Raw genomic sequence first — 18,365 nt, forward strand, 5'->3', positions numbered from 1 at the left:
CCAGCCCAGGCGCCGCGCGGGCGGACGGCCGGAGCGCCGTCTCCGCACCGGGCGACACGCTAGAGTATGTAGGCGTGATTGATCTCAAGTTCCTGCGCGAAAACCCCGACACCGTCCGCGAATCCCAGCGGGCCCGTGGCGAGGACCCCGGCCTCGTCGACCAACTGATCGCCGCGGACGAGGTTCGCCGCAGCTCCATCCAGGCCGCCGACGAACTGCGGGCCGAGCAGAAGGCCTTCGGCAAGAAGATCGGCCAGGCCGCCCCGGAGGACCGCCCCGCCCTGCTGCAGGGGTCGAACGAGCTCAAGGAGCGCGTCAAGGCCGCCGAGGCGGCGCAGGCGGAGGCGGAGGAGCAGGTGCGGGTGCTGCGCTACTCCATCCCAAACGTCATCGAGGGTGCGCCCGCCGGCGGGGAGGAGGACTTCGTCGTCCTCGAGCACGTCGGCGAGGTGCCCACCTTCGACTTCGAGGTCAAGGACCACCTGGATCTCGGTGAGGCCCTGGGCATCATCGACATGAAGCGCGGCACCAAGGTCGGCGGCGCGCGCTTCTACTACCTCGTGGGCGATGGCGCGTGGATGCAGCTGGGCATGCTCATGCTCGCGGCGCAGAAGGCCCGCCAGGCCGGCTTCAAGGTCATGGTCCCGCCGGTGCTGGTGCGCCCGGAGATCATGCAGGGCACGGGCTTCCTGGATGAGCACGACGAGGAGATCTACTACCTCGAGCGCGACGACCTCTACCTGGTGGGCACCTCGGAGGTGGCGCTCGCCGGCTACCACCGGGACGAGATCATCGACCTGAGCGACGGCCCGCTGCTCTACGCCGGCTGGTCCTCCTGCTTCCGCCGCGAGGCCGGCTCCTACGGCAAGGACACCAAGGGCATCCTGCGCGTCCATCAGTTCGACAAGCTGGAGATGTTCGTCTACTGCCGGCCGGAGCAGGCCGAGGAGATGCACCAGAAGTTGCTCGGCCTCGAGCGTGAGATGCTCGGCGCCGTCGAGGTGCCCTACCGCATCATCGACGTGGCCGCCGGCGACCTCGGCTCCTCCGCCGCGCGCAAGTTCGACACCGAGGCGTGGGTGCCCTCCCAGAACACCTACCGCGAGCTCACCTCCACCTCGAACTGCACGACGTTCCAGGGCCGCCGCCTGGCCACGCGCTACCGCGACGCAGAGGGAAAGACCCGGACCGTGGCCACCCTCAACGGCACCCTCGCCACCACCCGCTGGCTCGTTGCCATCATCGAGAACAACCAGCAGGCAGACGGCTCCGTCCGCGTCCCCGAGGCCCTCCAGCCGTGGGTGGGCAAGGAAGTGCTGACCCCGTAATGCGCACGCTCCAGGGACTCTTCGTCGTCGACCCTGCCTACGCCGCCGGTCCCGACCACCCGAGCGAGGCGGGGGAGCCCTTCTACCAGCGGGTCATCCGCGTGGCCAAGGGGGTGTTCCGTGCCCAGGGCACGCGCACCACGGTCCACGGCCTGGAAAACATCCCGCGCGAGGGCGGCGCCCTCCTGGCCGTGAACCACACCGGGTGGTTCGACTTCATCTTTGCGGGGATGGGCCCGCACCTCGTCGGCCGGCGCCTCGTGCGTTTCATGGCCAAGAGCGAGGTGTTCGGCATGCCCGTGATCGGCTGGCTGATGCGCGGCATGCGCCACGTGCCCGTGGACCGCTCCGCCGGGGCCGGCAGCATCGACGCCGCGGTGGACTTCCTGCGCGAGGGAGGTCTGGTGGGCATCTTCCCCGAGGGCACCATCTCGCGCTCCTTCGAGCTCTCCGACTTCAAGACCGGTGGCGCCCGCATCGCGCAGCGCGCCGGGGTGCCGCTCATCCCGTGCGTCATCTGGGGCTCGCAGCGCATCTGGACGAAGGACCTGCCCAAGCGCCTCGGGCGCACGAAGACCCCGGTCATCGTCCGTTACGGCGCGCCCGTCCCCCTCGAGGGAACCCCGGACGAGGTCACGGACCGGCTGAAGTCCGCGATGGCCGGGCTGCTCGACGAGTCCCGCGCCGAGTACGCGCACACCTTCGGACCGTTCCCGCAGGGGGAGCGGTGGATGCCGCGGTCCCTGGGCGGCTCCGCGCCGACGCTCGCCGAGGCGGAGGAGATCTACGCGCGCGAGAAACGCGAGAGGGCGGCTAAAAAGAACAAGAAGAAGACGGACACAGAGAAAGCGTGAGTGAGCCATGGCCCCGCGTCTGATCGTCAGCGACATCGACGGCACGTTCCTCAACAGCAACGGGCGCGTGACCCCGCGGCTGAGGGACGTCGTGATGCGGGCCGTGCGCTCCGGCGTTCACTTCGGCCTGGCCACCGGCCGGCCCCACCGGTGGCTCCTGCCGGTTCTGGACCAGATCCCCGTCACCCCGATCTGCGTGTGTGCGAACGGCGCGGTGGTCTACGACCCGTCCTCCGACACCGTGATGCGCTCCTTCGAGCTCGACACGGAGACGATGGGTGAGATCGTCGAGGCGGTCGACTCCGTCATGCGGCCGCTGGGTCTGCCGTACGGCTACGGCGCGGAACGCGTCGGCCAGTCCGCCCTTGACCCCGAGGATGAGGTCTTCCTCATCACCCCCGCCTACAACCCGGACGCCTGGGACTCGAACTTCGGGGTCGTGCCCATCGCCGAACTTATCGACGTCCCCGCGGCCAAACTCCTCGTCCGCTGCCCGGAGCTCATGTCGGCCGAGATGTTCGACCTGCTCGCCCCGGTGATCGACGAGGAAGCCGCCCACGTGACCTACTCCATGGACGAGGGCCTCATCGAGCTGTCCCACCCCGGCGTGAACAAGGCGACCGGGGTGTCCATCCTCGCCTCCCACTACGGCGTCGAGCCGGATGAGGTGGTCACCTTCGGCGACATGCCGAACGACTGCGAGATGCTCGCCTGGTCGGGGATGGGCGTGGCCATGGGCAACGCCGCCCCGGCCGCCCTGGACGCGGCGGACTACGTCACGGCGTCCAACGACGAGGACGGCGTGGCACAGGTCCTCGAGCACTGGTTTTAACCGGGCGTAGTGGAATTTCGGGGCGCGGCCGCCCCCTACAATGTGCCTATGCCGTACATCGCCGCCATCGACCAGGGGACGACATCGACGAGGTTCATCGTCACCACGACCGGGGGCAGGGTGATCTCGCAGGCCCAGTTCGAGCACGAGCAGATCATGCCGCGGCAGGGCTGGGTGGAGCACGACCCGCTGGAGATATGGCGCAACACGCGCCGGGCGGTGGCGGAGGCGCTGGCGGAAAAGGACATCGCCGAGGGTGAGATAGCGGCCCTGGGCATCACCAACCAGCGCGAGACCGCGGTGGTGTGGGAGAAAGCCACCGGCAAGCCGATCTACAACGCGATCGTCTGGCAGGACACGCGAACCAACCACGACGGCGACCCGGCGCGCTTCCTGGGGAAGACCGGCCTGCTGCACAACTCCTACCCGGCGGGGCCGAAATGGGCGTGGATCCTGGACAACGTGGAGGGCGCCCGCGAGCGCGCGGAGCGCGGAGAGCTGCTCGCGGGGACGATGGACACCTGGCTGATCTGGAACCTCACCGGCGGTGCGCAGGACCCCGAGCGGGCGGCGCACCTGACCGACGTGACCAACGCCAGCCGCACCCTGCTCATGGACCTGGAGACCCTCGAGTGGGACGAGGGTCTGTGCAACGAAATCGGCGTGCCGCGGGCCGTGCTGCCGGAAATAAGGGCGTCGATAGGCGAGTTCGCGCGGGTCCGCCCCCGCGGGCCCTTCGCCAACACCCCCATCACCGGCGTCCTCGGCGACCAGCAGGCCGCGCTCTACGGGCAGGGGTGCCTGGCCGAGGGGGCGGCGAAGATGACCTACGGCACGGGGTTGTTCATGCTGCTCAACACGGGCGGGCGCCGCCAGCTCAGCGAGCACGGCATGCTCACCACCGTCGCCTACCAGGAGGTGGGGGAGGACCCCGTCTACGCGCTGGAGGGGTCGGTGGCGATGGGCGGTTCGCTCATCCAGTGGCTGCGCGACCAGCTGGGCATCCTGCGCACCGCCGCAGAGTCCGAGGACCTGGCGCGGCAGGTGCCGGACAGCGCCGGCGTGGTCATCGTCCCCGCGTTCTCGGGCCTGTTCGCCCCGCGGTGGCGCCCCGACGCGCGCGGGGTGATCACCGGGCTCACGCGCTTCGCCGACCGCCGCCACATCGCCCGCGCCGCGCTCGAGGCCACCTGCCTGCAGACGCTCGAGGTGGTGCGCGCGATGGAACAGGACGCGGGCACGGCGATCGACGAGCTGCGGGTCGACGGCGGCATGACGGACAACGACCTGCTCATGCAGATGCAGGCGGACATCCTCGACGCCCGTGTCGTGCGCCCGGGCAACATCGAGACGACGGTCATGGGCGCCGCCTCGGCGGCGGGGGTCGGGGCATCGCTTATCGACGCCCCCCTCACCCTCGGGGAGCCGACCACCTGGGACAGCGAAAAAGCCGGCCCCGGGAGGGACCGGCTGGTGGCCGCGTGGGAGGACGCCGTGCGCCGCTCCTACGGCCTGGGCGGCTAGCGGCTAGTCGACGTTGATGTCGACGGCACCCGTCTGCGGGTTGAAGCTGATGTTGCCCCCCTGGAAGTCGACCTTCACCTCGTCCTTGGTGGGCGAGTACTGATCGGAGGTGGGCAGGCCAAGCGGTCCGCCGTCGAGGCCCTGCTGCAGCCATGCGTCGGCGATTTCACCCGGCATCGTGTGGATGTCACCGCTGCTGTTCTGGATGGCGATGCCGTTTTCGAAGAAGGCGTAGTTGTTGCCGCCCACGCCGCCGGTGGTGCCGGTGATCATGCCCAGGGTCGGCTCGAACTGCTTCCACATGTCGGCGGCCTCGCCCTGGCCGGCGAACTTGAGGATCGGCCCGATGTACGGAGTGACGGAGGCGAGGGTCAGGCCGGGGAGGATCTCGATGCCGCCCACGCTCTTCGCCCCGCCGGGCAACAAACCGTACTGGTTGGCGAAGAGCACGAGCACACCCGCGATGGTGCCGGCAGCGGTGGCCACGGCGACGGGGTCTCCGCTGGCGAGGCCGGCGAGGTCGAGCCCGCGCGCCTGGCTGGACGCGTCCGGGGAGGTGACCGTGGTCATGGTGCCGTCGGCGTTGGTCACCGTGCCCTTCTTGCGGGAAGGATCGGTGGTCACCGGCGGGGTCGGGTTGGCCGGGACGGTGGGCTGAGCCGGGTTGGTCACGGCCCCGCCGGTCTTCACCGCGGCGGCCTTGGCGGCCGCGATGGTGCGGATGGTGCCCAGCTGCGCGTAAAGGTTGTCACCCGGGCAGGTGTTGTAGTGGAAGTCGCGGTGTGCGTTGATGGTGTTGAAGGAACCGCCCTGGCCGGCGGCGTAGCGGCTGCCGCCAAAGTTGAAGTCCGCGTAGAGGTCGGTCTTGCCCAGCGGGTCGAAGCCGGCCACGGCAGCCTTCCAGCCGATGATCTCGCCCATCGCCTGGATGGCGGCGGGGGAGGGCTGGGCCTTCTGGTAGTCGCCCATCATGGACACGCCCCAGGTGTTCTCGTTGAAACCGCCCACGTGGGCGCCCTCGACGGCCTTGTCCATGCCGCCGGCGCGGCCTTCGTAGATGTTGCCGAACTTGTCCACCAGGGCGTTGTACCCGATGTCACCCCAGCCGAGGGTGTTGGTGTGGTAGTCCCAGATGCCGCGCACGATGCCGGCGGCCTGGGCCGGGGTGTAGTCGTTGGAACCCGCGGTGTGGTGCACCGTCGCGGCCGAGACGGGCTCGGTGTAGGTCGCACCCGGGCCGGCGCCGGCGCCCCACTGGGCGCGGGAGATGACCTTGGGCATGCCCTGGGTGTAGGTCTCCGCGACCGGGGCGATGTCGCCCTGGGCGGTGCCCTCACCGCCGTCGAGGAACACGGCCTCGAGGTCCTTGGCGGTGGTCGGTGCCTCGGACGCGGCCCGGCCGTCCTCCATCAGGTCCACGTTGCCGGTGGAGACCTGGATGCGGGTGGTGGGCTCGACATAGATCGGCTCGGTGCCGAACTTGGCGGCGTTCGGGTTGGAGTCCGCGTGGTCCATCTGGAACCACTCGGACCAGGACCCGTCCCCGCGCGCTGACCGGACGTAGGCCACGATGTCGCGGTCGCCGGTCCAGGTGAGGCCGAACAGGGAGAACGGGGTGTCGCGGGTGAACTCCTTGACCACGCGGCGCTCCGCGCCGTCGACGCCCTGGGTCTTCACGGCTGCGTCATCGACGGTGACGTCGGCACCGTCCGCGAAGGACGCGGTGGAGGTGGCCACCTGGGTTGCACCCTGGCCGATCGACTGGACCTGGAGGATGTGGTTGCCGCCGACGGCGGTAACGGCAACGAGGGCCGCCGATACGAAGGCGGCCATCACGGGCTTGACCCGCGGGGTGGACCGGGTCAGTCGTCGTCGTTGATGCACAGTTCAGCTCCTGTTGCGTGTGTGAAAAGGGTTAATCAAAGTGCAGTGTAAAGCAATTCCAAGGTTAAAGGAAGGATTGAGACTTTTCGCGGCACCGGGTGTGTCGCCGGGCGGGGCGTCGTAAAGCGGATATGCGAAGATGGGGCCCATGACTTATGACCTCATCGTTGTTGGATCCGGGTTCTTCGGACTCACTGTCGCGGAGCGGGCCGCGGCCGAGCTGGGCAAGCGGGTGCTGGTGGTGGAGAAGCGCGACCACATCGGCGGCAACGCCTACTCCGAGAGGGACCCCGAGACCGGCATCGAGGTGCACAAGTACGGGGCGCACCTGTTCCACACCTCCAACGAGCGCGTCTGGGAGTACGTCAACCGCTTCACCGAGTTCACCGATTACCAGCACCGCGTCTTCGCCATGCACGACGGCACGGCCTACCAGTTCCCCATGGGCCTGGGCCTGATCAACCAGTTCTTCGGACGCTACTACTCGCCGGACGAGGCCCGGGCCCTCATTGAGGAGCAGCGCGAGGGCCGCGACCCGGCCGAGGCGACGAACCTGGAGGAGCGCGGCATCGCCTTGATCGGCAAGCCGCTCTACGAGGCCTTCGTCAAGCACTACACCGCCAAGCAGTGGCAGACCGACCCCACCGACCTGCCGCCGGAGATCATCTCGCGGCTGCCCGTGCGCTACACCTTCAACAACCGCTACTTCAACGACACCCACGAGGGCCTGCCCGTCGACGGCTACGCCGCCTGGCTGGAGAGGATGGCGGACCACGAGCTCATCGACGTCCAGCTCAACACCGACTGGTTCGACATCCGCGCCGGGTACGAGGGCATTCCCGTCGTCTACACCGGCCCGGTGGACCGCTACTTCGACTACTCCGAGGGCCGCCTCGGCTGGCGCACCCTCGACTTCGAGCGCGAGGTGCTCAACACCGGCGACTTCCAGGGCACCCCGGTGATGAACTACAACGACGCCGACGTGCCCTACACCCGCATCCACGAGTTCCGCCACTTCCACCCGGAGCGCCGGGACTACCCGGAGGACAAGACGGTCATCGTCAAGGAGTACTCCCGCTTCGCCGGGGAGGACGACGAGGTGTACTACCCGATCAACACGCCCGAGGACAGGGAGAAGCTCCTCGCTTACCGACGCCTAGCCGCCGCCGAATCCCGCGAGCGCGGCGTGCTGTTCGGCGGGCGCCTGGGCACGTACCAGTACCTCGACATGCACATGGCCATCGGTGCCGCACTGTCGCTGTTCGACAACCATCTGCGCCCGCACTTCGAAGGCGGCGAGCCGATCAACCAGGGGCGCGGGCACTAGTTGATCGGGCCTCCTACCTCCGGCCGCCTTCCTCTTGCACCCCGTGGATGAGGCACACCGCAGCACCCAGGGCGCAGGCAATGCCGGAAAAGACGGCTGTGGGGCCGTCGAGAAGCGAAAAGCAGATGACGGCGGCGAGCGCGAGAATTCCGCTGGATGCGTAGGAGGCCATGGGCCCATTATCCCGCGTGGGGCTGCGTCGGGGTCCGGGTGTGGCGCTACTGTTTATGGCAGCAGTGAGACCGCCAACCCGAAAGTGAGATCTGTGAACGCCGAACCCGCAGTCGATGTGCTGCAGCGCATTCTCATGCCCCGCAAGGGCGAACCGCACGACGTACGGATGCTCTACCTGATCGAGGCGGAGCAGAACAAGCAGCGGCTGAACTGGACCGGGCGCACCCGCCTGAGCGTCCCGGCCGGGGCAGAGGCCTCGTTCCAGACCTACTTCAACGCCTTTCCGGCGTCGTACTGGCGCCGCTGGTCCCAGCTGGACTCGGTGATCCTCGCCCTGGACGTGGAGGGCGCGGCCACGATCTCGGTGTACCGCTCCAAGCACGACGGTGTGCGCATTTCCGTGGTCAACGTGGAGGCGCGCGACGAGCACATCGAAATCCCGCTCGAGCTGCGCAACTTCGAGGACGGCGGCTGGCTCTGGTTCGACATCACCGCCGAGACCGACGCCACCGTGGACAACGCGGGCTGGTGCGCCGCGCAGCACCCGCAGCCGCAGGTAATGCCGGACGGGACGCAGGTCGGGCCCTTCCCGAAGGAAGTGGCCGTGGGCATTCCCACCTTCAACCGCCCGCGCGACGCCGTTAACGCGCTGCACGCCCTGGCCGAGGACCCCGTGGTACTGGGCGCCATCACCAGCGTGCTCATGCCCGACCAGGGCAACCGGCACCCGGCGGACGAGCCCGACTTTGCGGAGGTAGAGGGCAAGCTCGACGGCAGGCTCCGCATCTTCCCGCAGGGCAACCTCGGCGGCTCGGGCGGCTATTCGCGCATCATGTACGAGGCGATCAACGGCACAGACGCGCCGTACATCCTGTACATGGATGACGACATCGCCATCGAGCCGGACTCGATCCTGCGCGCGGTGCAGGTGGCGCGCTACGCCGCCAGCCCAATCCTCGTCGGCGGCCAGATGCTCAACCTGCAGGACCGCGCCCAGCTGCGCACAACGGGAGAGGCCGTGGACCAGCACACCTTCATGTGGACGGCCGCCGCGCACGCCGTGTACGACCACGACTTCGCCGAGCACCCGCTGGGGGACATCGGTACGGAGGAGCAGCAGCTGGACCCGACTGCGAAGACCTCGGTCCCGCTGCACCGCCGCGTCGACGTGGACTACAACGGCTGGTGGATGAACCTCTTCCCGCGCGTCGTGGCGGAGCAGCTCGGCCTGCCCCTGCCGCTGTTCATCAAGTGGGACGACACGGAGTACGCCCTTCGCGCGAACGCCGCGGGCTTCCCCACGGCCACCTGGCCCGGCGTGGCCATCTGGCACATGGCCTGGGCCGACAAGGACGACGCCATCGACTGGCAGGCGTACTTCCACCTGCGCAACCGTCTCATCGTCGCGGCGGTCTACCAGGGTGGGGAGGACCCGAGCGGGATTCTGAAGAACATGCTCAAGTCCACCTACAAGCACATCATGTGCATGGAGTACTCCACCATCGCCATCCAGCTCGAGGCGATGAAGGACTTCCTCAAGGGCCCAGACCAGCTCTTCGACATCCTCGAATCCAGCCTGCCGCGGGTGCAGAACGTGCGGAAGGATTACACCGACGCGCAGGTCATCGAGTCCGCCTCCGATCTGCCCGCCCCCACCGGCGGGCCGGGCATGCCCACCGGCAAGCTCGGAACCCCGCGCCGCTACCTGGGCATCCCCAACCCGAAGCAGAGGGGCGTGGTGGCCAGGGTGCGCAAGATCCCCTGGGCCGTGAAGACCCTGCGCCACCAGCGCTCCCGCGAGGACCGCTCCCACTGGGATGTTCCGCAGCTCAACCTCGCCGCCGACGAGGCCCGCTGGTTCACCCTGGGGTGCGTCGACTCCGCGACCGTCTCCACCGCCGGGGGCACGGGCGTGGCCTTCCGCAAGCGCGACAAGCAGCTTGCCGACGACCTCCTGGCGCAAACGAAGGACCTGCAGAAGCAGATCAAGGACCGCTGGCCCGAGCTGAAGCGCGCCTACCGCGACGCCATGCCCGAGCTGACCAGCCACGAGAACTGGGGAAAGGTCTTTGATGAGCAGAACTGAAACCGACCTCCTCGTTGACCTTCAGGCGCTGGCGTTCCGGTCCGGGGTCACCCGCGTGGCGCGGACCCTCAGCCACTTCGGCGAGCACGACCTCGGCTGGTTGGCCGTGGCGGGCGTCGGGGTGGCCGTCGACGAGCGGCGGAGGCGGCAGTGGGCGGCCCTGGGTGCCGGCACCTTCGCCGCGCACGCGGCATCCGTGGTGATCAAGCGCATAGTGCGGCGCAAACGCCCCCACGACCCCCGGGTGCGCATCGGGGTGAAAACCCCCTCCAAGCTGAGCTTTCCCTCCTCGCACGCGACAAACACCGCGGCGGCGGCGGTGCATCTGGCCGCGATCACCGGCTCCCCGGTGCCGTATGTCGCGGTTCCGATCATGATGCTTTCGCGTATGGTGCTTGGCGTGCATTACCCGACCGACACCCTCGCGGGAGCCCTCCTGGGTGCGGGAGTGGCCACAGCAACCATTCAGGTGGAGAAGGAGACGCGGTGAGCGAGACCCACGAGCCACTACTCACGTCGGAGCCCCATACCGAGGGAGTGCAGACGGACCAGAAGCGCACCCCGCCGAAGAACCTGCCGGATGCCATGGTCAAGGGTCTGCGTCCCAAGCAGTGGGTGAAAAACGTCCTCGTCCTCGCGGCACCCCTTGCGGCGGGCATGGACTCCTTCACCTCGCGCACCCTCCTCGACGTCGCCCTCGCCTTCATCGTCTTCTGTCTCGGCGCCTCCTCGATCTACCTGGTCAACGACGCCCGCGACATCGAGTCCGACCGCGAACACCCGACCAAGCGCTTCCGCCCCATCGCCTCGGGCGTGCTGCCGGTCAACCTGGCCTACGCGATGGCGGTGGTGCTCATCCTTGCCGCGCTGGGTCTGTCGCTCCTGGCCACCGACGGCACCTCGCTGGCCATCGTCATCGGCGTCTACATCGTGCTGCAGCTGGGCTACTGCTTCGGGTGGAAGCACATCCCGGTGATCGACATCGCGCTCGTTTCCTCCGGCTTCATGCTCCGCACCATGGCCGGCGGCGTGGCGGCGGGCATTGCCCTTTCCCAGTGGTTCCTCCTGGTCGCAGCCTTCGGCTCCCTGTTCATGGCCTCCGGCAAGCGCTACGCCGAGATGCTGCTGGCGCAGGAGACCGGGGCGAAGATCCGCAAGGCCCTCGAGGGCTACACCCCGACGTACCTGCGTTTCGTGTGGACGCTCTCGGCCACCGCTGTGGTGATGTCCTACGCGCTGTGGGGTTTCCAGCTCTCCTCCACCGTCCACGGTACCGCGGGGATCTGGTACCAGGTGTCGATGGTGCCCTTCGTCATCGCCATCCTGCGCTACGCCGCCAAGGTCGACAGCGGCCACGGCGGCGCGCCCGACGAGATCGCCCTCGAGGACCGGGTGCTGCAGCTCCTCGCCCTTCTGTGGATTTTCTGCATCGTCATGGCCGTCTACGTCATACCCGTTCTCACGCACTAAGCTCTCCCGGGTGAACTTCAACGCCCGGACCGCCGTCAACGCCCGCACCTCCGCGCTGCTTTCCGCAGCGGGGGCGGGCGTTTTCGCGTTCGCGGGAGGGTGGCAGCGGCGCTGGATCAGCGACGACGGGCTCATCGTCCTGCGCACGGTGCGGAACATCCTCGCCGGCAACGGGCCCGTGTTCAACGCGGGCGAGCGCGTCGAGGCCAACACCTCCGCCCTATGGCAGTACCTCATCGCCGTCTTGGGCTGGCTCACCGGCGCGCGCCTGGAGGACGTCGCCACGTGGCTCGCGTTGCTCCTCTCGGTGGCCGCCGCCTGCTTGTCGACGTTCTACAGCGGGCGCTTCTGGGGCCGATCCACCTTCGTCATTCCCTTCGGTGTCATCCTCTATTTCGCCCTTCCACCTGCGCGGGACTTCTCCACCTCCGGCCTCGAGTGGGGTCTGTGCCTGGCATGGCTGGCCGGGTGGTGGGCGCTGCTCGTCTCCTGGTCCACCCCGACGGGCCGGCGGGCGGCACCCGCGGCCGGTTACGGGCTAGCTTTCTGGTGCGGGCTGTCCTGGCTCGTCCGCCCCGAGCTGGCACTCTACGGCGGGGTGACGGGGATCCTGCTCCTGGTGAGCACGCCTCGACGCGCGGCGGGGATCCTCGGCGCGGCGTTGCCGGTGCCGCTGGCCTACGAGATCTTCCGCATGGGCTACTACGGCCTGCTCACCCCGCACACGGCGGTGGCCAAGTCGGCGGCCGATTCCGAGTGGGCGCAAGGGGCGTCATACATCGGCGACTTCCTCGGCCCCTACGCCCTGTGGGCGCCGCTGCTGGTCGCCACCGGGCTCGGGGTATGGCTGCTGCGCGGTGAGACCGGACGCCGCAGGGCAATCGTGCTGGTTGCGGTGGCGTGCTCGCTGGTGCATGTGCTGTATGTGCTGCGCCTCGGCGGGGACTTCATGCACGGCCGGATGCTCCTGCTTCCGCTCTTCACCCTCCTCCTGCCGGTGATGACCGTGCCGGCCCGCCCGGCGACCGCCGCCGCGACCGCCGCCGCGACCGCCGCCGCGGTGCTGTGGGTGGGCGTGGTCATTGTCCGCGGCCACCCCCTGCCGTCCGACCTGAAGGAGCGCACGGCGGCCAACCTCGGGGTCGTGGACGAGCGGGAGTTCTGGACGATGGCCGTGAACCGCGATCCCGGCCACCCGCCCCGGGATGCTGAGGACTTCCTCAGCTCCACGCTCATGGCCAACTGGACCGACGCTCTCGCCCAGGCGGAGGAGAACGACGGCGGGCAGATGTTCCTTGCCCGGGTGCAGAAGGAACCGGTGAAGTACGCCTGGTTCTACCGCCCCCGCTTCGACGGGGACTCGGACCTGCAGAACCAGCCGCTGACCGCGTACTTCCTCAACCTCGGGATGACCGGGATGAACTCCGACCTCGACGCGCGTGTACTGGACACCGTCGGCCTGACCACCCCCCTCGCTGCGCGGATGCCCCGGGACCCCGAGGGGCGCGTCGGGCACGACAAGTCCCTCGAGATCGAGTGGCAGGTCGCCGACACTGCCACGGACCTTGACAGCCTGCCCGACTGGGTGGACAAGGAAAAGGCGAAGCAGGCACGCGCCGCGCTGCGCACCCCGGCCCTCGCCGAGCTGCTCGCCTCCTCGCGCGAGCCGATGTCGCCGGCGCGGTTCTGGGCCAACGTGCGCTACTCCCTCGGTGCCGGTCGCACGCTCCAGCTTGACGACGATCCCTCCACCTACCTCGACGAAGACACCCTCCGCAGGATCGCCGACGGGGAGGATGTCGGCCGCGCGGGTGCCCCTGTGGCGTGGCCCCGTAGCCGGGGCTAGCGCAAAAAACAACGATTTGATAACATCGCGTTAGTTTTTGTCTGTCAAACACCCTGAGGGGGTCTTGTGAACGCGACTGGTACCATCAGGCGAGCCCTGATCGCACTGCTTGTCACGCTAGGAACTGCGCTCGGACTGGTGGCCACGGCCCCCAGCGCCCACGCGGACAATCGCGACTGGCTTCGCCCCGACAACACCGGCACCTGTGACTGGGATCCGGTGAAGTTCTGGGTTCAGCGCTGCGACGTCTGGTCACCCGCGATGAACCGCAACATCACCGTGCAGATCCAGCCCGCCACCCGGGGCGGCAACGCCGGCCTGTACATGCTCGACGGTCTGCGCGCCACCGAGGCCACCAGCGCCTGGGTCAACGACGTCAATGCCGCCCAGACCTACGACAACTCGAACATCACCCTCGTGATGCCGGTGGGTGGTGCCAGCTCCTTCTATGCCGACTGGGAGGCTCCGGCCACCTACGACTTCGACAACCCCGTCATCTACGAGTGGGAAACCTTCCTCACCCGCGAGCTGCCCGGTTACCTCGAGCAGAACTTCGGCGTCGCCCGCGACAACAACTCCATCCTCGGCCTGTCCATGGGAGCGACCGCCGCGATGAACCTGGCCGCCAAGCACCACGACCAGTTCCGCCAAGTCCTCTCCTTCTCCGGCTACCTCACCACCACGCTGCCGGGCAACCAGACCGCGCTGCGCGCCGCGCTCCTCGACGGAGGCCTGTACAACATCAACGCGATGTACGGCCCCGTGATCAGCCCGCGCCGATTCGAAAACGACCCTTTCCTCAACATGGAGGGCCTGCGTAACTCGGACGTCTACATCTCCGCCGGTTCCGCCGTGCCGGGCCCCGCGGACGCGGGTTACAAGCCGGAGCACGTCGCCTCCGGTGTCGCACTGGAGTCCTACTCCAACCTCACCACCCGCGTTTGGGCGCTGAAGGCCCGCGCCACCGGCCTCAACTTCACCGAGGTCTACACCCCGACCGGCCTGCACAACTGGCAGCAGTTCGGCGGCCAGATGGAGGCCACGCGCAACCGCGTCCTCGACGTCATGAACGCCTGGTAAGAACACAGGAAAAAGTTCAGCCCCACGCCGCCGCCCCCGGAGCAACCTCGTTTCGGGCGGCGGCGTTTCGCGCGCCTGGGGCATGCCCGGCAGGGGGTGCGTCCCTCCCAGGGGTGCCGGACGGGGTCGGCGCGGTCGCAGCAGCCCGGGGGCGCGAGTGGTGGATGCCGGCAAGCGTGGGCTCCGTGACGGGTGGCCCACCCCACCGGCTTGATGTCCCTCCTCGTCGTCGCACTCGCGCGGGTACGGCCCTTGCGCACCGTGTTGCGGGGTGGGGTGCCGCCGCGCGCGGCCTAAACTTCGGGAATGCTGGCGTGTCGTGCGTTAAAGTCTAAAGTTAGACTTAAAGTTTCGTGTACAGTAACGTCACGACCGAAGTAGCCGATATTTTCACCGTGCGCGTCCGCCGGGGGAGGGGAACCCTCGGAAGCCGGGTGCGATGGAAGCAATCTCACGCGACTTACAGCCGCGGCACCGATCGTGGCCCAGATCCAGGAAAAGGCAGGATAACCATGCGAGATCACCGTTCCCCGCGTCGACAGATGCGACGCACGTGGCTTGTGGCAGCCGCAATCCCCACCGCGGCGGCCGTGGGGCTGGGCGCCACCCCGGCAATGGCCCAGATCGGCCTCCCGTTGAGCTCCTCCGGTGGCTTCTCCGACAACATCCGCCCCTCCGATCCGCCGCAGCGCACCCCCATCGAGGTCGACCAGCACCCGCAGGTGCCCGGTCTGCCCGCCGGTGTGTCCGTGGACCGCATTGAATGGATCAACAACCGCCGCGTGGCGGTGTTCATCAAGTCCGCCGCAATGCCGGAGCAGCTCATGCAGGTGCAGATCCTCCTGGCCCGCGACTGGAACTCGAACCCGAACGCCAAGTTCCCCGAGGTCTGGGCCCTCGACGGCCTGCGCGCCCGCGACGACGAGAACGGCTGGACCATCGAGACCAATATCGAGCAGTTCTACGCGGACAAGAACGTCAACGTGATCCTGCCCGTCGGCGGCGAGTCCTCCTTCTACTCCGACTGGCAGCGCCCGGACAACGGCAAGAACTACAAGTGGGAGACGTTCCTGACCAAGGAGCTCGTCCCCGTCCTGGACAACAAGTTCCGCTCCAACGGCAAGCGCGCCGTCACCGGCATCTCCATGGGCGGCACCGCGGCGATGAACCTCGGTGAGCGCAACCCCAACCTGTTCGACTTCGTCGGATCCTTCTCCGGTTACCTGGACACCACCACTCCGGGCATGCCCGTGGCGATCCGCGCCGCGCAGAAGGACGCCGGCGGGTACAACACGGACGCGATGTGGGGCCCCGAGGGCTCCCAGGACTGGATCGACCACGACCCCAAGCTGGGCATTGAGAACCTCAAGGGCAAGACCGTCTACGTCTCCTCCGGCTCCGGGCGCGACGACTTCGGCAACCCGGACTCCGTGGCCAAGGGCGCGGCCAACCCGGCCGGCGTGGGCCTCGAGGTCATCTCCCGCATGTCCACCAACACCTTCCTCCAGTACGCCGCCAAGGCCGGGGTGAGCCCGATCGCCCAGTTCCGCCCCTCCGGCGTCCACTCCTGGGAGTTCTGGCAGTTCGAGATGGCCCAGGCGTGGCCGTACATCGCCGACACCCTCGGTGTGTCCCAGGCGGACCGCGGTGCGGAGTGCACCCCCGTCGGGGCCATCGCCGAGGCCACCAAGGACGGTGTCATCGGCTCCTGCGTCAACAACGAGTACGATCTCGCGGGTGGCAAGGCCGAGGACTTCCGCAACGGCCAGGCCTTCTGGACCCCCCAGACCGGCGCGCACGCCCTCTTCGGCGCGATCCTGGCGAAGTACAACACCCTCGGCGGTGCGACCGGCTGGCTGGGCTTCCCCACGACCGGTGAGACGAAGACCCCGGACGGGGTCGGACGCTTCGTCCACTTCGCAAACGGCTCCATCTACTGGACCCCGAATACCGGTGCTTTTGCCATCCCCGGCGACATGTTGCAGGTCTGGGGCGCCAGCGGCTGGGAAAGGGGAGACCTCGGGTACCCCGTCGCCGAGGCGCAGAGCGTGGGCGACGGCTACGTGCAGAAGTTCCAGGGCGGCTACCTCACCCGCAACCCGGGCGGCAGGGACCACCACATCGTCCACGGTGAGATCGCCAAGAAGTACGGCGAGATGAACACCGCGGCCTCCGGTCTCGGTTACCCGACGAGCGATGAAATCGCCGTCAACGGCGGCGCCTTCCAGGCTTTTGAGAAGGGCAACATCTACTGGTCCCCCGCGACCGGCGCGCACGTCATCTACTACGGCGACATCTTCGACGCGTGGGGCAAGGAGCGCTGGGAGCAGGGCCGCTTCGGCTGGCCCACCTCCGACATGAAGGACATCCCCGCGGGCGGAAAGACCATCGACTTCCAGCACGGCACCCTTGAGCAGATCAACGGCACCGTGAACGAAAAGAGGCGCTAATGCGGCTACGAGCCACGACATCCGCGAAAGCCGCGGCCCTCGTCGCCGTCACCGCGGCGGGTCTCGGGCTCGCCGGGTGCGGGGGCGAGACGGTGGACAGCTCGGACGTGACCAAGTCCTCCGCGCCCACGTCGGCGACGTCCGAGTCCTCCTCCGCGTCGTCGGCCCAGGCCACCGCGTCGAGCAACGTCACGAGCACCTCCTCGACGACGGCCACCTCCACCGTTACCCAGCCGTCGGCGGCCCCCGCCCCCGGTGCGGAGCAGCCGGCCCGCGAGGTCACCTCCATGCCCGAGCAAGCCTCCCACTACTCGGCGGACGAGCAGAAGTTCCTCGACGATGTCAGGAACAAGGGAGTCAACGTCAACGGCGTTGAGGACCAGCTCACAGCAACGGGCCGTAGCGTCTGCGACGGCACAACCTTCACCCGTGATGCGGTCGCCGGCCAGCTCGTGGAGCAGCGGCGCACCGACCTCGATCCCGCCGCGGCGGCACAGCTTATCGACGAGACCGCTCACGCCCGCCTCTGCTAAGGAGATCCATGCGTAAGCCCCTCATCGTCGGCGCGGTCCTCGTCGTGCTGGCCGTCATCGGCCTGGGCGTGTACCAGTGGCGCGGCGGCAACACCCCCGTCAACCAGGGGGAGCCGCCGATCCCGCTGCCTACGGAGGTGCTCAAGCCCTCCGAGCCCGACTGGTGCCCGGCCGTCGAGGTGGTTTCCATCCCCGGCACGTGGGAGTCCTCCGCCACGGATGACCCGTTCAACCCGCAGGCGAACCCGTACTCCTTCATGCTGACCATCACGAAGCCGCTGCAGGAGGCGTACCCCATTGAACAGGTTCGCGTGTGGACGACGCCGTACACGGCCCAGTTCCGCAACATCCAGACGGAGCGCGGCCGCGCGGAGATGACCTACGACGACTCGCGGGCCGAGGGAACCGCGCGGGTCAACGGGGAGCTGGCCTACGTCAACGACACCTGCCCCAGCACCAAGTTCATCGTCATGGGCTTCTCGCAGGGGGCGGTGATCGCGGGTGACATCACCAACCAGATCGGCACGCGCGCCAACGCGGTGGCCCCGGAGAAGCTCCTCGGCTCGGTGATGATCGCTGACGGGCGCCGCGAGAACGGCGTCGGGGTCAACCCCGGTGTCAACGTCCCCGGCATTGGCGCCGAGATCGCGCTGGCCCCCATCAACCAAATCGTCCAGGCGGTCACTCCCGGGGCGACGATGACGGGGGCGCGCCCGGGGGGCTTCGGCGAGGTCGCCGACCGCGCCTACGAGGTGTGCGCGCCGAACGACTCCGTCTGCGACGCGCCGCAGGACATGGGCACGCTCATCGCCCGCGCGGGTGACCTGATGCTGGCCAACGGCAACCACGCCAGGTATGCGACGAACCCGGACGTCATCCCCGGCACGACCGCCTCCGACTGGGCCGTGCAATGGGCGCGCGGCACCATCGACGCGAGGTAGCGCGCCGGAACCGACGCTCCCGCGAGCGTTCCGCGA

Annotated in this window: 15 protein-coding genes; 13 read left to right on the top strand and 2 right to left on the bottom strand. The window is 68.4% G+C overall.

Annotation, left to right across the window (positions count from 1 at the left end; all coding sequences use genetic code 11):
* Positions 1-74 precede the first annotated feature (74 nt).
* Genes serS through glpK form a run of 4 tightly spaced genes read left to right on the top strand, consistent with a single transcriptional unit; the run spans position 75 to position 4,538 of the window.
* Positions 75-1,328, top strand: a complete 1,254-nt coding sequence (gene serS, locus B3611_RS04615) for a serine--tRNA ligase (protein WP_291313911.1) — start codon at positions 75-77, stop codon at positions 1,326-1,328.
* Positions 1,328-2,182, top strand: coding sequence for a lysophospholipid acyltransferase family protein (locus tag B3611_RS04620; protein WP_291313912.1), 855 nt, complete (start codon positions 1,328-1,330; stop codon positions 2,180-2,182). Before serS ends, B3611_RS04620 begins: the two co-directional genes overlap by 1 nt.
* Positions 2,183-2,189: 7 nt before the next feature.
* Positions 2,190-3,014 carry a Cof-type HAD-IIB family hydrolase gene (locus tag B3611_RS04625; RefSeq protein ID WP_291313913.1) on the top strand — a complete coding sequence of 275 codons (825 nt, stop codon included), beginning with the start codon at positions 2,190-2,192 and terminating at the stop codon, positions 3,012-3,014.
* A gap of 48 nt (positions 3,015-3,062) precedes the next feature.
* The gene (gene glpK, locus B3611_RS04630) at positions 3,063-4,538 is read left to right on the top strand and encodes a glycerol kinase GlpK (protein WP_291313914.1); all 1,476 of its coding nucleotides are present in this window, start codon (positions 3,063-3,065) and stop codon (positions 4,536-4,538) included.
* A 3-nt stretch (positions 4,539-4,541) separates the two neighbouring features.
* Here the strand turns inward: glpK and B3611_RS04635 are convergent, their stop codons facing one another.
* Positions 4,542-6,422 (bottom strand): N-acetylmuramoyl-L-alanine amidase, encoded by a 1,881-nt coding sequence (locus tag B3611_RS04635; RefSeq protein WP_291313915.1) that lies wholly within the window; start codon positions 6,420-6,422, stop codon positions 4,542-4,544.
* Positions 6,423-6,570: 148 nt separating this feature from the next.
* Between B3611_RS04635 and glf the strand changes: the two genes are divergently transcribed.
* Positions 6,571-7,749: a UDP-galactopyranose mutase gene (gene glf, locus B3611_RS04640; RefSeq protein WP_291313916.1), complete on the top strand. Its 1,179-nt coding sequence runs from the start codon at positions 6,571-6,573 to the stop codon at positions 7,747-7,749.
* Between the two features lie 13 nt (positions 7,750-7,762).
* Here the strand turns inward: glf and B3611_RS04645 are convergent, their stop codons facing one another.
* A complete protein-coding gene (locus tag B3611_RS04645) occupies positions 7,763-7,921 on the bottom strand; it encodes a hypothetical protein (protein ID WP_291313917.1) in 159 nt (52 codons plus the stop codon).
* Between the two features lie 93 nt (positions 7,922-8,014).
* Between B3611_RS04645 and B3611_RS04650 the strand changes: the two genes are divergently transcribed.
* The 8 genes from B3611_RS04650 (at position 8,015) to B3611_RS04685 (ending at position 18,329) form a co-directional block, all read left to right on the top strand.
* Positions 8,015-10,009, top strand: a complete 1,995-nt coding sequence (locus B3611_RS04650) for a glycosyltransferase (RefSeq protein ID WP_291313918.1) — start codon at positions 8,015-8,017, stop codon at positions 10,007-10,009.
* Entirely contained in the window at positions 9,996-10,499 is a 504-nt protein-coding gene (locus tag B3611_RS04655; protein WP_291313919.1) for a phosphatase PAP2 family protein, read from the top strand. Before B3611_RS04650 ends, B3611_RS04655 begins: the two co-directional genes overlap by 14 nt.
* Positions 10,496-11,479 (top strand): decaprenyl-phosphate phosphoribosyltransferase, encoded by a 984-nt coding sequence (locus B3611_RS04660; RefSeq protein ID WP_291313920.1) that lies wholly within the window; start codon positions 10,496-10,498, stop codon positions 11,477-11,479. The genes B3611_RS04655 and B3611_RS04660 overlap by 4 nt, the downstream gene beginning before the upstream one ends.
* A gap of 10 nt (positions 11,480-11,489) precedes the next feature.
* The gene (gene zomB, locus B3611_RS04665; protein WP_291313921.1) at positions 11,490-13,325 is read left to right on the top strand and encodes a flagellar motor control protein ZomB; all 1,836 of its coding nucleotides are present in this window, start codon (positions 11,490-11,492) and stop codon (positions 13,323-13,325) included.
* Between the two features lie 66 nt (positions 13,326-13,391).
* The gene (locus B3611_RS04670; protein WP_291313922.1) at positions 13,392-14,405 is read left to right on the top strand and encodes an alpha/beta hydrolase; all 1,014 of its coding nucleotides are present in this window, start codon (positions 13,392-13,394) and stop codon (positions 14,403-14,405) included.
* 512 nt (positions 14,406-14,917) lie between these two features.
* Positions 14,918-16,855, top strand: coding sequence for an alpha/beta hydrolase-fold protein (locus B3611_RS04675; protein WP_291313923.1), 1,938 nt, complete (start codon positions 14,918-14,920; stop codon positions 16,853-16,855).
* Positions 16,855-17,388, top strand: coding sequence for a DUF732 domain-containing protein (locus B3611_RS04680; protein WP_291313924.1), 534 nt, complete (start codon positions 16,855-16,857; stop codon positions 17,386-17,388). The genes B3611_RS04675 and B3611_RS04680 overlap by 1 nt, the downstream gene beginning before the upstream one ends.
* 8 nt (positions 17,389-17,396) lie before the next feature.
* Positions 17,397-18,329, top strand: a complete 933-nt coding sequence (locus tag B3611_RS04685) for a cutinase family protein (protein WP_291313925.1) — start codon at positions 17,397-17,399, stop codon at positions 18,327-18,329.
* The last annotated feature ends 36 nt before the right edge of the window (positions 18,330-18,365 follow it).

The organism is Corynebacterium sp. UBA2622 (genome assembly GCF_002339505.1).
Lineage (GTDB): Bacteria > Actinomycetota > Actinomycetes > Mycobacteriales > Mycobacteriaceae > Corynebacterium.

Coding starts and splice junctions, on each gene's coding strand:
- B3611_RS04620 (WP_291313912.1), top strand. CDS start 1,328: ATGCGCACGCTCCAGGGACTCTTCGTCGTCGACCCTGCCTACGCCGCC.
- B3611_RS04625 (WP_291313913.1), top strand. CDS start 2,190: ATGGCCCCGCGTCTGATCGTCAGCGACATCGACGGCACGTTCCTCAAC.
- glpK (WP_291313914.1), top strand. CDS start 3,063: ATGCCGTACATCGCCGCCATCGACCAGGGGACGACATCGACGAGGTTC.
- glf (WP_291313916.1), top strand. CDS start 6,571: ATGACTTATGACCTCATCGTTGTTGGATCCGGGTTCTTCGGACTCACT.
- B3611_RS04645 (WP_291313917.1), bottom strand. CDS start 7,921: ATGGCCTCCTACGCATCCAGCGGAATTCTCGCGCTCGCCGCCGTCATC.
- B3611_RS04655 (WP_291313919.1), top strand. CDS start 9,996: ATGAGCAGAACTGAAACCGACCTCCTCGTTGACCTTCAGGCGCTGGCG.
- B3611_RS04675 (WP_291313923.1), top strand. CDS start 14,918: ATGCGAGATCACCGTTCCCCGCGTCGACAGATGCGACGCACGTGGCTT.
- B3611_RS04680 (WP_291313924.1), top strand. CDS start 16,855: ATGCGGCTACGAGCCACGACATCCGCGAAAGCCGCGGCCCTCGTCGCC.
- B3611_RS04685 (WP_291313925.1), top strand. CDS start 17,397: ATGCGTAAGCCCCTCATCGTCGGCGCGGTCCTCGTCGTGCTGGCCGTC.